The sequence below is a fragment of the Vibrio vulnificus NBRC 15645 = ATCC 27562 genome (assembly GCF_002224265.1).
In the GTDB taxonomy this organism is placed as follows: Bacteria; Pseudomonadota; Gammaproteobacteria; order Enterobacterales; family Vibrionaceae; genus Vibrio; species Vibrio vulnificus.
This window is the reverse complement of record NZ_CP012882.1, coordinates 732,294-745,953: the sequence shown is the minus strand read 5'-3', so window position 1 is coordinate 745,953 and position 13,660 is coordinate 732,294. Positions and strand designations below refer to the sequence as shown.

The following is a 13,660-nucleotide window of genomic DNA, read 5'->3' as shown; positions in this document are numbered from 1 at the left end:
ATGGCAAAGAGAGACACCTCGAGGTAAGCGATGAGAAATTGGCGACAATTTACTCGTCATCTTCCTCCAGTTTTTTGAGCTCTTTTTCGATCTTTTCTTCTTCCATTTCAAGCTTTTCGCGTTGATCTTTTAACGCTTGCTTTTTCTCTTTCAGCGCCTGTTTACGTGCTTCTTTGTCCTGCATTTTTTGCTCTTTCATCGCCATTTTTTCTTCTTTCTTGCCTTTTTCTTTGGCGGCTTGTTTCTGCTCTTTCTCTCGTTTTTTCAGGCACTCTTTGTCTTTCTTGTCACAGTGTTTTTGCATCATTTCTTCGGCATGTTGTTCCACCGCTTCCTTGCTGGGTTTGCCTTCCCCTGCCCAGTTCGGTTTTTCAGCCAACGCCAGTGGTGACGTTGCCAGCCCGATAACCAGAGTGATCAATAATGCTTTCATAGTCATAGTGAGTACTTCCTTTGTGGATACATTGATGAAAGCGTAGAAGAGACCAAGTAGAAATGACAGGTTCAAGATTGAAACCTGTGGCACAAACTCACAGCCAAACAAAAACCCCGTGGTCATGCGATACCACGGGGTTTTAATTTAATGCGTTATTAAACAGTTAAACGTTTAAGCTGCCAGTTTTTCAAGCACACGCATCAGCATACGGATACGAGGTTCAATCGAGGCCAGCACTAGATACTCTTGATCGCTGTGGAAACCCGCGCCAATTGGGCCCAAACCATCAAGGGTAGGAACACCCAAAATCGCCGTGTTGTTCGCATCAGAGCCACCGCCCACCGCGTGCCAGTTCAGATCAATCGACAGCTCTTGCGCGGCGCTTTCCACCAACTGCATCAGACCTTCCGTCTGCTCGCTTGGCACCATAGACGGCTTGTACGCATCGCGCTCGATGGTGACACTGACGCCGTCCACAAAGGGTGTTTGCGCCATGGCATTGAGCTTGGTGTCTACATCATCGTATTCTGCGTTGTTCCAGAAACGTACGTCGACTACCGCTTGCGCGTGTTCCGGCACAATGTTGGCGCCCGCACCACCAGACACCACACCCACGTTTAACGTGGTGCCCGATTCAAAGTTGGTCATCGCATTGATTGCCATGATCCACTGCGCCATTTCGGTGATCGCGCTGCGGCCTTTTTCAGGGTCGTTACCCGCGTGGGCCGCAATGCCTTTGAAGTTGATCTTGTAACCCGCCATACCTTTACGTGCTTTCACTAAGCCGCCATCGGCGCGGGCGGCTTCTGCCACCAGCACGTTTTTGGCCAGTTTGGCGACCGATTGAATCCATTCAACCGAATCGCCAGAGCCTGTTTCTTCGTCTGGGTTCATGCAAATGCAGATAGAAAGCTTATCCAGCACGGCTTGGTCCAAATTGCGCATCGCGTATACGATGTTGAGCAAGCCAGATTTCATGTCCGACACGCCTGGGCCGTACGCTTTCTCAGCGTCTTGCGACATCGGGCGCGCGGCTGCCGTCCCGACTGGGAACACCGTATCCATGTGACCAATCATCATCACATCGATCTGCGCGGCATCCGGTTGGTTGCGAATTTCAAGGCCGACACCGGCTTTACCGCAGTCAACACGCTTGAGCTGCCAGCCGTTCATCGCTTGAAACTTTTGCTCAAACTGGCTGGCAATACATTCGATGCCTTCTAGGGTGTAGGTACCACAATCAACGTTGATCAGCGGTTTTAACTCTTCCAGATAATGCTCGAGAGAAAATTGCATATCTTACTCCTAGACAAACAGGTTCATGACCAGCATGGCGCCAAAGGCGTTCAATACTGAAATTGCGATCATCACTGGAATGTAACGGCCTTCAGTGCCGATAGGACCCAAGATACGGCCAACGTACTGAACTTGTGAGCCCATTAGGTAGATCGCTGGCGCCAAAATCGCAATGTGAGTGCCGTTAAGGATGCCTTGGTCAAACAAGCTGATCACCACACCCACTGCGCCGCCCATCGACATCCATGCGCCGATCAATACCGCCGCCGCTTCACCCGGCAAACCAAACACCGCCATGACGGGTGAGAATACGCTGCCCATCAAATCAAGTGTGCCCGTGATTTGCAGCGCTTTGATGATCACAAACGCCATCAGAACGTTAGGAACGGTCGAGGTGGTGGCAATAACCCAGCCTTTTTTCGCGCCTTCAACAAAAATGTCGGTCACAATTGGCTTCTTTGCTTTTACTTCACTCATTTTGCTGCCTCTTCTTTTAGCGTTTGTGGTTTGTCTTGATCCGCGTTGTCTTGTTTGTCTTCTTTACCTTCCGTTAGGTTTAGGTAGATGCGGAACAAGTTCGCGCCGACGATTTTGAAGACGAACATCACGGCAACCGCTAGGCCGATAGACGATGTTACTGCTGGTGAACCGTCTGCCATGGTGAGGGTGAAGAGCACCGCGCCAGAAGAGAAGAAGTTAACGATGGTGGCACCGGCAGTGAACTGGAACATGGTGAATATGTCGGTTTCGCGCTTGGTCAGGTGGCCTTCGTCTTTCAACTGACGTGTCATCGCCGCACCCGCATCGGTACTTTGTAGAGAGGCGATCAATGCAAGACCCGTGTTACCTGGGATGTTCATCAATGGGCGTAGTAGCGGCGTCAGCAATTTGCGTGCTGCGTCCAATGCGCCGTAATGTTCAAGCACGTTGATCATACCCAGTGCGAACATCACCGTTGGAATTAAGGTTAACGCGAAGATGAAACCATCACGCGCACCGCTACCGCCTGTACCACGGAAAGAGGTGGTCATGGCTTGTACGCCATCGGCCGTTTCGTTCACGCCGTACGCCACTTTACCGAACGCACCGTTTAGCGTTGTAAAGTCAAAAACGCCATACCACTGATTGGATTGCAGTAGGCCCGAGAAGAACACAACAGCGAACGCGAGAGCAATGTAGCTCCCAATCGTTACCTTGCGTTCTGTTTGAACAGGAGTTGTCATAAATTCACCTATGGTTGTGGAACTGAACGCATAGGATCTTGAACGTAGAAGACGGGTTACATACTGATCAGGGTCAACCCCCACGCCAAACGATTAAATAAGCCACTATTGAAATATTATTTTTTGATAACCATCACAATTAACATATTATATTAATTAATATCACAAATTAGGTTTTTTAATCCATTCACAACCAAGCGAATTGGAAACCAAATTCCCCACATTTCATAACAGTGCGCTAGCAATTTTTATGGATCTTTTGCGGCAAACGTCGCTTTTCTTCGGCGAGATAAAAGAGATTTGCAGCGATCATCGAACTTTCGCGCCGTCAGCACACCTTGTGCCATTGCTCAAACGCCGACATTCTCTCCTATACTCAAACGGAATTTATCCATCAAGGAGATAAACATGTACGGATTTAGCACTCAGTTTGCTGGCAGCTATGAACAAGCGATTAGCAAAGTGACCGAAGAGCTCGCCAAAGAAGGCTTTGGTATTTTGACCGAAATCGATGTCAAAGCGACCTTAAAGAAAAAGATCGATGTGGATAGAAAACCTTATGTGATTCTCGGCGCTTGCAACCCTCACTTGGCCAATCAAGCCATCACCGCCGAGCCAGATATTGGCTTATTACTGCCGTGCAATGTGGTGGTGCGGGTGGAAGAAGACGATAGCGTGACGGTGGCGTTTATGGACCCCTCTGCGGTGCTCAGCATGGTGGATCAACCCGGCATCGAAGGGCTAGCCGGGCAAGTGAAAGAAAAACTGCAACGCGTTTGCGCCGGTTTGGCACAATAAGCCACCACCGATAACGATGGCGGCATTGGGTTATTTTTCCGTTCTGCCTACAAAGGCGATCACCACTTTGTCATCCCCCAGCGTGCGAGAAAAAACGTACGCGCCTGTTTGTTCGATTTCTTTATGCACACCCGCGCCAATGGCAGGGTGTGCTTGACGAAACTGCCCTAACGTCTGCCAGTGGTTAAGCAAGCGTTGTTGTTCGTCAGACAGTGTCCAAACCATATCTGATCGGGTGCCTTGATGGAAATCATCGGCATATGGGCCAATATTGCGCCCCACTTCATCACCATAATAAATCTGCACCGCACCTGGGCTGAGGAGCAATGCGTTCGCGGCGTTGCGCTGCACGGTATAGTCTTTAAAACGGCTAAAGAACAGCTCAGTATCGTGTGAGGACATGTAGCTCACTGGGTTGAAGTCACTTTGCTGCGCGATGGTGTTGGCGTAATCGCGATAGGTGTCAGCCATTTGGCTAAAACAGGCTGCGCCTTTATCGAGCTTCTTCTGCATATCAAAATTGATCAGCGCGTCAAAGCCGTCGTCAAAATAAGGGCTGCGGTAAGCAGAATGGCCCCACACTTCCCCCATCATCCAAAACGGCGCACCCGATTGACCATTGGCTTTGCGCCACGCATCGAGACTTTTCGTCGCTTCTTGTTTCAGACGCTTCCACACTTCGCCTTCTACGTGTTTGACCGTATCTACCCGATAACCATCAATACCAAAGCGTTTCACCCAATCGGTTTGCCACTCTATCAAATAGTCGCTGACGGTGTAGTTGTCACGCGCCACCACGCGCGTGCCAGGGTTATCTAACAGCCACTGTGGCGGCGTCACCGCTTGGGTCGACTCGGTACGAAAATCAGGTAACCCAGCGAGAGACAAAGTGATGTCGCTGCTGCCCGGTTTTTGGTAACCCGGCAGCCCAGTGCGCACCCAATCTGCCCCCCACCACTGTGACCAGTTTTGGCTTTGATAATCGATCGCAGAGTGGTAGCTATGCCAGTTTTCACCCTCTTTTGGCTGCCAATTGGCCCACTTTTCTGGCAAGTTCGCTTCTTTTGCCGTCACTTGCATCCCATCAAATTGCAGATCCGCCAGCGTTGAGTACCCAGAATGGTTGATGACCGCATCCAGCAAGATTTTGATGCCGCGCTTATGCGCTTCTTCCACCAATGTTTTCAAATCTTCATCGCGGCCAAAGTTTTCATCGATCTTGGTAAAATCACGCGTCCAATAGCCGTGGTAGGCATAAAATGGGAAAGAGCCGCTGTCGCCACCACCAACGAAACCGTGCACTTGCTCTACAATCGGTGACAGCCATATCGCATCGGTGCCGAGACTTTGAATGTAATCGAGCTTTTCCGTCACTCCTTTAAGATCTCCGCCGTGGAAGGTACCAATTTCCTCTTTGCCGTCCTTCTGACGACCATAACTTTGGTCGTTACTGGGGTCGCCATTGTGAAAGCGATCCACCATCACGAAGTAAATATTCGCGTTGCGGTAATCGAAAGGGCGCGCTTTTTTGTTTTGTTTAACCGGTTCCAGCAGCACCAAACCACCCGATTGCGCCGACGGCGTTAAGCTGACTTTACCCTGCTTAACGCTCACCACTTGGCCGCTGTAGGCGTCACGCAGTGAGGTGCCGTCTTTGAAGCTGTCGCCCAGTTCAATCGTCACTTCTCCGCCTTGGTAGACTTCACAAGTCACCTGCGGCAGTGGCCGTTTGAACTCGGTTTTGGCGACCTTTTTCGGCTCTCGTTTAAATGTCAGCGTGTGGGCGTTCGCGTCCAGTTCAAAGCTGTAGTCACCCGTAAAGCGAATTTTTAGCGGAAGTTCGGTCGCTTTACCGCAATTCAGCGCAATGGGTTGGTTGAACTTGATCACCTGCGCATCGGGCGCTTGGCAATCGCCTTCCAGCCCGGTGACTTTGAGTTGATAGCTGTCTTTGACCAGCGGCACCACTAATGGCTGCTCGGTACTGAGTGGAAAATCTCGGCTGTTGGTGGTGGTTGAGATGGTTAAATTCGGCTCGGCAATCGCCGCTGTCGAGCTGAGGATCAGAGTTAGGGTTATGGCATTCAGTTTCATCGTTCAGTCCGTTGTTCACGCCTTACCCTCTCAAGTCACCATAGATACTTAAAACAATAGATGCTCAAAACAACAGATGCTCAGAACCATGAAGGCTTAAAAAGATAGACGTTTGATCGTTTTTATCACGCTCAGAATAAAACGACGGAATAACAAACACATCCTTCTTACTCCCTACGCCCTAAAACTTTGCCGAGGTCACAAATTCGCCACTAGGGGCGTAGAAAAAACGCCTGCAACCAGTGCAGGCGTGGCAAAGAAGAGCCAAATATCTTCGATTTCTAAAGCAAATATCTTCGATTTATGAAGATAGTGAAGGGAGCCAAATCAGGGGGAATTAAGCGATAATGCCCGCAACTTCGCGTACTAGCTTCGCTAGATCATCCCATTGCTCGTTGTCGATCAAATCACCCGGAACCATCCATGTGCCACCACACGCCAACACAGCAGGGATAGCAAGATAATCTTTGACGTTGCTTGGGCTAACGCCGCCCGTCGGCATAAATTTCACTGGGTAAACCGCCGTCAGCGCTTTCAGCATGTTCACGCCACCCGATGGCTCGGCAGGGAAGAATTTCAAGGTACGTAGGCCCATTTCCATCGCTTGCTCAACCAAACTTGGGTTATTCACTCCCGGAACAATGGTCACGTTGCGCTGTTGGCAATATTTCACTGTGGTTGGGTTGAAACCTGGGCTGACGATAAAATCCACACCTGCGTCAATCGCTTCATCCACTTGTGCAGACGTCAGTACCGTACCCGCACCGATCAGCATTTCTGGGTACGCTTCGCGCATGTTTTTGATCGCCAAAGCCGCATCTGCAGTGCGGAACGTCACTTCAGCACAAGGCAGGCCATTTTCAATCAGCACTTGCGCCAATTTTGCCGCTTTGTTGGCATCTTTGATGGCGATAACCGGAACCACTTTGATTTCAGCAAGCTTTTGATTTAAATCTTTCATTTGTTTGAATCCTTAAATAGTTGGCATCGCTTCGCGAGGAATAATCGCGCCACGATGTTGAATAACATGACCTGCAACCGTGTGACCAGCAAAAGCAGCTTGCTGACAATCACCACCCAGAATACGCTTTGCAAGATAGCCAGCACTGAATGAATCTCCTGCGGCTGTGGTGTCGATAACATGGTCAATTTTGAGTGGAGCAACCGCATGACGGCCCGCTTCTGTAACGACAAAACACGCATCCCCACCACGTTTGATGACGATTTCGCTCACGCCAAACCCCTTGGTGCGCTCAATTGCTTGATCTTCATGGGTATCGCCCCACAACAGCATCTCATCATCAAAGGTGAGAAACGCCATATCGGTGACTTGCAGAATTTGCTGGTAGAACGCTTGTGCTTCCGCCACGTTGTTCCACAGCGCTGGTCGGAAGTTGTTATCAAACGCGATTTTCACCCCATCACTGCGGCAAAGCGCGAGCAGTTTGATCAGCGCTTCTCGGCAATCTTGCGACAATATCGCCAAGCTGATACCACTGAGGTAAATCATTTGATGCTGACACAGCTCTTTCGCCAGCGTCAGGATGGCACGATCACGCAGCCAGTATTTCGCCGCCGAATCGTTGCGCCAATAGAAGAAGCTACGCTCGCCATTGTCTGCTGTTTCGATGGCATAAATGCCTGGCAATTTGTCTTGAGAAAGGTACACCATATCCGTGTTGATGCCTTCGTCTTGCCAAGCGGCAAGCATTTCTCGGCTAAATGGATCCTGTCCTAATCCCGTAACATAAGAGGTTGAAACACCGGATTGCTGGGTCAAACGGGAAAGGTAAACTGCGGTGTTGAGCGTATCCCCACCAAAACCTTGTTGTAGCGCGCCGTTGACCTTTTTCAGTTCAACCATGCATTCACCAATGATGGCAACGCGATTGATGTGATTCATAGGATGTCTCCTTAACGTAATTGCCGCTATTATTGCAGCAACAAAACTCAGAAACAATATTTTTAAAACGACGGTTCAATTAATCGTGAGCAAGATCCAACTCTGCGGTTTTGGCAGGTTCGAGTTCTGCTGCTCTCTGATAGCATCACGCCACTAACCTTATTCACACACTCGCCAACGCTGGCAGTAGACGAGCCATTAGCACTTCGTATCATGAACAACCCAACCGTTTCTCGCGCCATCTTTTTACTGGTGGCGGCCAATTTGCTTGCCTCACTTTCTGATGTATCACTCAAAATACTCAATGGCGAAGTGCCCACATTTCAATATGTGTTTATTCGCCAGTCTATTAGCCTTGTGCTGCTGTTGCCTTTCTGGCTGCGCATGGAAAAATCGCAGTGGAAAAAGGGCTGCGACTGGATCACCTTTTGGCGCGCGCAGCTGATCTTGCTCGGCAGCGCGTGCGCCATGATAGCGATCACCCATTTGCCACTGGCGACCGCCAATGCCATGTTCTACGTTGGCCCTCTGTTGGTATTGCCACTGGCCTTTGTCTTTTTGGGGGAGCGCCCTGCCGTAGGGAAAATGGTTGCAACGCTATTGGGCTTTGTTGGTGTGCTGATTGTGCTGCGCCCCGAGCAGTTTCACTGGGCTGCCATCGTCGCGCTGGGCAGCGCGTTATCCATGGGGGTAGGCAATATTCTGATCCGCAAAGTGCCTGCCGAACAGTCACTGATTTCCACACTTTTTTGGACGACCTTGATGACGCTGCCCTTTGCGTTTGCCCTCGCCTACTGGCAATGGAGCGCGATTCGCTTCGAACATATTTTATGGATTGTGGCGATCAATCTGTTTGTGCTCGCCTACCATGCTTTGGTGGTGAAGGCATTTCAGCAAGCCCCGGCAAGCCAGATCGCTCTGGCGGAATATTCTGGCTTAGCGTTTGTCACCTTCTTTGGAGTGATTTGGTTTGATGAAGTGCCAGACAGTTACACCGTTCTAGGCATTCTACTGATTATTGTGCCTATGATGCCCATTCGCTGGAAGCATTGGCTTAAGAGCAAAAGGCGCACAGCGATGAGTAAGGGTTAAGCAGATGATTATGTGGAGTTGAGTGACGGGTGAGTTCAAGGAGCATGCTCTAACAGCTTAGTTGTAACGATTTTAGTTACTTTTTTGTAACCAGGTGCAGGCATAAAACTGCGAAAACTTATGCAATACATCCCTGTTCAACGTAATTAACCTGAACTCGGGTTAACAATAGAATAGAACCAAAAGCTGGTTTCGTGATCAGAGCTTTCGAGCAAGAAGGATTGTGAGCAACTAAAATCGCGTACTACCTAAAACCAGAAAAGCCATCACTTAACATCACAACCACTGAAAATCGGGTTTGATAGCTTAAGCCGATCTCAGGTTAATTAATAAAAATCCCATATAGCTCGACATTAAGGATGTTGATTTTTCTATAATGTATGGCAACAGTTTGATGAGCTTGTATAAAACTGGAAAAAGGCAGCTATGCTCTGGGGGAATTAATGAGGAGATCCCTCAGGGCTTAGCAGCAAACCATTAGTATCGGAATGGTTAGTGAATAGACACCTTTTATATAGACTGACTGGCTTGGTGGCTATTCAAAAGCCACTGCCTACATTGAAATAAATAGCATTTTCTTCATCACTCATCGCATAGTCCATACCTATGTGTAGGCCATATCGACGAGCAATTTGATAACGAAAACCTACGCCACCAGCATTAACTCGGCTGTCTTGTTCATCGCCACTCCGTTGGGTCGCTTGACCCGCACCATAAAAACCACTCACTTTCCAACGATGGTTAATGCTGTAAGTTAGTTGAGCTTGCAAGGTTTCGATTTCATCACCTTGGTAACGGTATGAAGAAACACCCCGCAGTGCGACATACGGCTTTGCAGTCGGTGACACCATAGAATCTTTCTGCTCAAAATTTTGGTAGTTGCCAGCCAAACCTAACGTCCATTTTTCCGCAATCGGGATGTAGGCTTCTGCATCAAGGTTAAAAGTACGATAATTATAATCACTGCCTAAAGCATCATCATAAATCATATAGTCAGCAGTCACTTTATACCCTTTGCTAGGGTAAAAGAGATTATCGCGAGTATCGTATTCAGCGAGCACACCTAACCCAGACGTTACAGCTTCACTTCCAAGGGTAAGTTGCATGACCTTATCTATCAGCTTGTTATCCGATTCCACTTTAGACTTCGCCAACATTTGTTTTACACCAAGCATCAATGGTGTATCGGCAAGGCGAAATTGCACTTTTTGAGCCAGCACTGCGACCGTTGTTTTGGTTCCAAATTTGATTTCCTTATCAATCGGCCCAAAGGAGATGTGTTTATACAAATCCAAGTTAGCCACCCCAACACCACCACCGCCTACATAGCGAATGGAGTCATTAAGCCAAGAGCGTCGGTGTCCACCAAACGCAAACCAAGTACCATTTTCAGTACCTAATGCGCCTGCGACAGTCATTGCACTCGGTACGAGCTGTGCTCCGCCATCTATTGCTGATAACGCCGCTTGTTTTCTTTTGTGTTTCTCTTCTTGCGTTTCATGCAAAAACAAACCAGCGATACCGCCGCCATACCCAATAGCAGGCTCGGTAATTAGGATAGGTACTGGTAAAAAACCATGAGCATTCTCTGCAATGTGATGCCCCATATCGAATTGTCCATCAACCGGATCGTAGAAAGAGGCAAGTGACGAGCATGATAACAATGCAGAAAGAGAAATAAGCGCCCCGCTGTATCGGCGATTCATAAAGTTAACCCTCAGATAAAAAAGCCGGGTTACTGAACCCAGCTGAAAAATCTGCTTCCGTGCAGCGGTCATATGGTAAAAACACTTTTTGCTCTGGGCTTCCCCATAGAGCGAGACTAGAATAAGCCAAAAAAGGAATACCTCACACTCCTGTATAGAGGGTGTAATCCATCAAAACTCGAACTTAAGGTTAACTGAAACGAAAACAAGGCTCTAATTGAACCTTGTTAGAAATTGGATGAGTCTATGAGTTAACGACGGAGAACATCTTCAAATCGCTCGCGATAATTGTTTATCACGGTGATTAACGATTTTTTAATATCAACAATTTGTTTGGAATGTGGACACCAAAGCGCGAAGCCAAACTTGAAGCCCTCTAGCATCTCATCGGCTTCAACTGGCTCAATGGCGTGATTGGCAAACTCAGTGTGTGCTAATGTTTTAGGAAGTAGCGCCCACCCCAGACCAGCTTCTACCATCTTTATCACTAGAGCAAGTTGATCGACGGCTTCGTTATCTGAGCTGTAAATGATTTTCTCTGCCATGCCTTCTTCAATAAAAGATCGCAATACAAATTGCTTGCTGTTTTTCAGAGCCACCAGGACTGCACTTTTCTCCAACCTAGATAGCTCTCCACCTTTTTGAACAAAAGGGAAAAATTCGAAATGCCCAAGGAAGGTAGCATCAAAGCTATACATCGCCTGACGGTCATGCACATTGACGATACCAAAATGGAACTCGCCACTATCTATGCCTCTTTTGATGTCCTGTTTATTCCTAACAAGAAAGTTCACGCGCATTAACGGAAAGTCGCGAAGTAGTTGCTGGCGGATTTCAACCAAAGCGCGATGAGGAATCACACTAGAATAAGCGATGTTGACGCTTTCTAATCCACCATAAGAGAGGCTTAGCGCCAATTTATCGAAAGTACGCGCTTGCTCGATGGTTAATTTAGCATAGTGATAAAGAAGGTGACCATCTTCTGTTGGCTCTACCGAACGCCCCACTCGTTCAAACAAGTTGACCGCCAGTTGGTCTTCAAGGTTGGTAATCACCTGCCCTATCGTAGTTCGGTGCTTATTGAGTTTGATCGCTGCTTTACTAAACGAGAGCTGTTCATAAACGGTCACGAACGCGAGAAGTTGTTCAAAACTAAAGTTCATAGGTTGTGCTTACATTTTAGAGTTATTTAATTAAAACATAATAGCATTGCTAATTGGTAACGGTAACAAACTGCGTTTGAGTTCCTTCTCATCGACATAAAAAACCTACTAAAGTTAGTAGGTTTTCTCCATTTTAGTTGTACTCAACAACACGAGCCAAATAGTTAAATTCACCAGAGGCACCATGGTAATCTCGGTAGACATCCACACTGAAATATTTAGGTTGATCTGCTTGAATGTGGTCAACGATCTTCTGCTCTAGTGACGCCAGCGTTTCACCCGTTTGCGAATACACAAACCGCTTATTCACTTTTTCCAGTTTGCGTTGCTTGGCTTCTTTATGTGACACATAATTGTTGATCTCTTCCCATTTGCCGACGTACTCGATCGCAACGTAACTCGAATCCTCATCAATCATGATAAATGCAGCGCCTTCTTCTTTGATTGCAGAAAGTTGCTGCATGTCACTATCCACTTTTTGCTGATCAACATGGACGCCACCTTGTGCAAATGCAGTAGCGGAAGCAGTAAGCATCATTAGTGTTATAACGGCTTTTTTCATTGTATTGTTTTCCTGTGTTAAGGGAGTTCAGTCACCCAAAGGTGTCCCTGAGTGGCTTTTTTGAATCCATATTCGTAGATCGTCAGCAAGTAGTGGGGGTCGAACATATCTTTCGTCACTTTTGCGTATCCGAAATCTTGGTCGATATAGGTAAACTGCATCTCAATATCATTGTTTTCACTAATGTATTTCATGCGATACAGATCACCCCGAGTTTGAGCTAACGTAAGGCTTTCGACGCTTTTCGATACAAGGTCAAAACCTTTGTCTTTTAGTGGTCGATAAGGAGCCTTCAGTACACCATTACGAATCACATCTAACTGCGGCGCTTTTTCTAACCCCAATGCATCCGATATTTGGTGGTAGTTAAAGTTAGACGGATTAAAGAACACTTGAGCCGCGAGACCACCATCTACATGTAACTCTTCTAATGTTTCTCCTTCATGCTCAACCTCGATAAATTGCGGTGGGAAGACTCCAGGAATGGATGCACTCGCTGCAAGCACTTTGTATATCAATTCAGATTTGTTCGCCAAGTCACTGTTTGCAATAGCGCCAATGTTCCAAATCACCAGTTCACCGGAATCAAAATGGGTACTGCCGATAAAAAGACGCTTTCCATTACGATGTTGCTGTGCCATCGCTTCAATGAATGGCTCTGGGTACGCGTCTGCAATGAAATCATAAAGGGTTTTACCATCTGTAAAGGCGTCCTTAAACAGCGTGTTTAAGAAGTTTTTTTTACCCAGAACGTTTTTATCGTTGATGTTAAGCATCACCTCTTTCATCTTTGGCATCGCTTCGCCACCAGTGAAAACAAACGGGGCAATCAAGGCTCCCGCACTGATCCCCGTGATGATGGCGTAATCTTTCAGTTCACCTTTCTCTTGTAAGCCCATCAAAACACCTGCACCGTATGCACCATTTACGCCGCCACCTGACAACGCCAAAATATTGAGTTGGTCACCCGTCACTTTTATCGGTGTGGTTTTGTTATGCGCCGAATAGAGAAAATCGGGCGCCTCATTGGCCCACATTCGAAGTGGTTCTTTCGGTGTTGAATTTGCGATTTCAACATCTTTATAGTTGGTCTGAGAAACGCGCACATCCAGCGTATGGGGTGAACTGCACGCCGCTACCAATAGCGAGAGCGCAACAGTCACACCAGAGGAAATTAAACGATTCATAATTATTCTCATTTAATGTCTCTGGTGCATGACCAGAGACTCAGTTGGAAATTAATGGGGTCAAAATGAAGTCCGTTTCGTTGTATGAGGGTACTATAGCCAAGCGCATTGAATAACCGTAATCGCGGATGTAGGATGCTATCCATCAATGCAATGATGGCTAGTTTCTATAGTGTTTAACTAAACTCCTAAGCTGTTGC

13 protein-coding genes are annotated in these 13,660 nt (G+C 47.6%); 2 read left to right on the top strand and 11 right to left on the bottom strand.

Annotated elements, in window-relative coordinates; all coding sequences use genetic code 11:
• Positions 1 to 49: 49 nt before the first annotated feature.
• The 4 genes from AOT11_RS19005 to AOT11_RS18990 all read right to left on the bottom strand — a co-directional run bounded on the left by AOT11_RS19005 (position 50) and on the right by AOT11_RS18990 (position 2,955).
• Positions 50 to 439, bottom strand: a complete 390-nt coding sequence (locus tag AOT11_RS19005) for a hypothetical protein (protein ID WP_017421532.1) — start codon at positions 437 to 439, stop codon at positions 50 to 52.
• 168 nt (positions 440 to 607) lie between these two features.
• The gene (locus AOT11_RS19000; RefSeq protein ID WP_017421531.1) at positions 608 to 1,732 is read right to left on the bottom strand and encodes a M20 family metallopeptidase; all 1,125 of its coding nucleotides are present in this window, start codon (positions 1,730 to 1,732) and stop codon (positions 608 to 610) included.
• A 9-nt stretch (positions 1,733 to 1,741) separates the two neighbouring features.
• Entirely contained in the window at positions 1,742 to 2,209 is a 468-nt protein-coding gene (locus tag AOT11_RS18995) for a YjiG family protein (RefSeq protein ID WP_011081810.1), read from the bottom strand.
• Positions 2,206 to 2,955, bottom strand: coding sequence for a nucleoside recognition domain-containing protein (locus AOT11_RS18990; RefSeq protein WP_017421530.1), 750 nt, complete (start codon positions 2,953 to 2,955; stop codon positions 2,206 to 2,208). Before AOT11_RS18990 ends, AOT11_RS18995 begins: the two co-directional genes overlap by 4 nt.
• 408 nt (positions 2,956 to 3,363) lie before the next feature.
• On the opposite strand from AOT11_RS18990, the gene AOT11_RS18985 reads away from it, so the two are divergent.
• Entirely contained in the window at positions 3,364 to 3,753 is a 390-nt protein-coding gene (locus AOT11_RS18985; protein ID WP_017421528.1) for a DUF302 domain-containing protein, read from the top strand.
• 30 nt (positions 3,754 to 3,783) lie between these two features.
• Here AOT11_RS18985 and AOT11_RS18980 read toward each other — a convergent pair whose 3' ends face one another.
• The 3 genes from AOT11_RS18980 to kdgK form a co-directional block, all read right to left on the bottom strand.
• Positions 3,784 to 5,847 carry an alpha-amylase gene (locus AOT11_RS18980; protein ID WP_017421527.1) on the bottom strand — a complete coding sequence of 688 codons (2,064 nt, stop codon included), beginning with the start codon at positions 5,845 to 5,847 and terminating at the stop codon, positions 3,784 to 3,786.
• 337 nt (positions 5,848 to 6,184) lie between these two features.
• Positions 6,185 to 6,808, bottom strand: coding sequence for a bifunctional 4-hydroxy-2-oxoglutarate aldolase/2-dehydro-3-deoxy-phosphogluconate aldolase (locus AOT11_RS18975; RefSeq protein WP_017421526.1), 624 nt, complete (start codon positions 6,806 to 6,808; stop codon positions 6,185 to 6,187).
• 12 nt (positions 6,809 to 6,820) lie between these two features.
• Positions 6,821 to 7,750, bottom strand: coding sequence for a 2-dehydro-3-deoxygluconokinase (gene kdgK, locus AOT11_RS18970; protein WP_026050651.1), 930 nt, complete (start codon positions 7,748 to 7,750; stop codon positions 6,821 to 6,823).
• 213 nt (positions 7,751 to 7,963) lie between these two features.
• Here kdgK and AOT11_RS18965 point away from each other — a divergent pair, with 213 nt between their 5' ends.
• Entirely contained in the window at positions 7,964 to 8,842 is an 879-nt protein-coding gene (locus tag AOT11_RS18965; protein ID WP_017421524.1) for a DMT family transporter, read from the top strand.
• A 539-nt stretch (positions 8,843 to 9,381) separates the two neighbouring features.
• Here the strand turns inward: AOT11_RS18965 and AOT11_RS18960 are convergent.
• From AOT11_RS18960 to AOT11_RS18945, 4 genes are all read right to left on the bottom strand, one after another.
• On the bottom strand, positions 9,382 to 10,548 hold the full coding sequence (locus tag AOT11_RS18960) for a BamA/TamA family outer membrane protein (RefSeq protein ID WP_026050650.1): 1,167 nt from the start codon (positions 10,546 to 10,548) through the stop codon (positions 9,382 to 9,384).
• A gap of 251 nt (positions 10,549 to 10,799) precedes the next feature.
• Positions 10,800 to 11,711, bottom strand: coding sequence for a LysR family transcriptional regulator (locus AOT11_RS18955; RefSeq protein WP_017421522.1), 912 nt, complete (start codon positions 11,709 to 11,711; stop codon positions 10,800 to 10,802).
• Between the two features lie 133 nt (positions 11,712 to 11,844).
• On the bottom strand, positions 11,845 to 12,273 hold the full coding sequence (locus AOT11_RS18950) for a hypothetical protein (protein WP_017421521.1): 429 nt from the start codon (positions 12,271 to 12,273) through the stop codon (positions 11,845 to 11,847).
• Between the two features lie 17 nt (positions 12,274 to 12,290).
• Positions 12,291 to 13,460, bottom strand: a complete 1,170-nt coding sequence (locus AOT11_RS18945; RefSeq protein WP_017421520.1) for a patatin-like phospholipase family protein — start codon at positions 13,458 to 13,460, stop codon at positions 12,291 to 12,293.
• Positions 13,461 to 13,660: the final 200 nt, after the last annotated feature.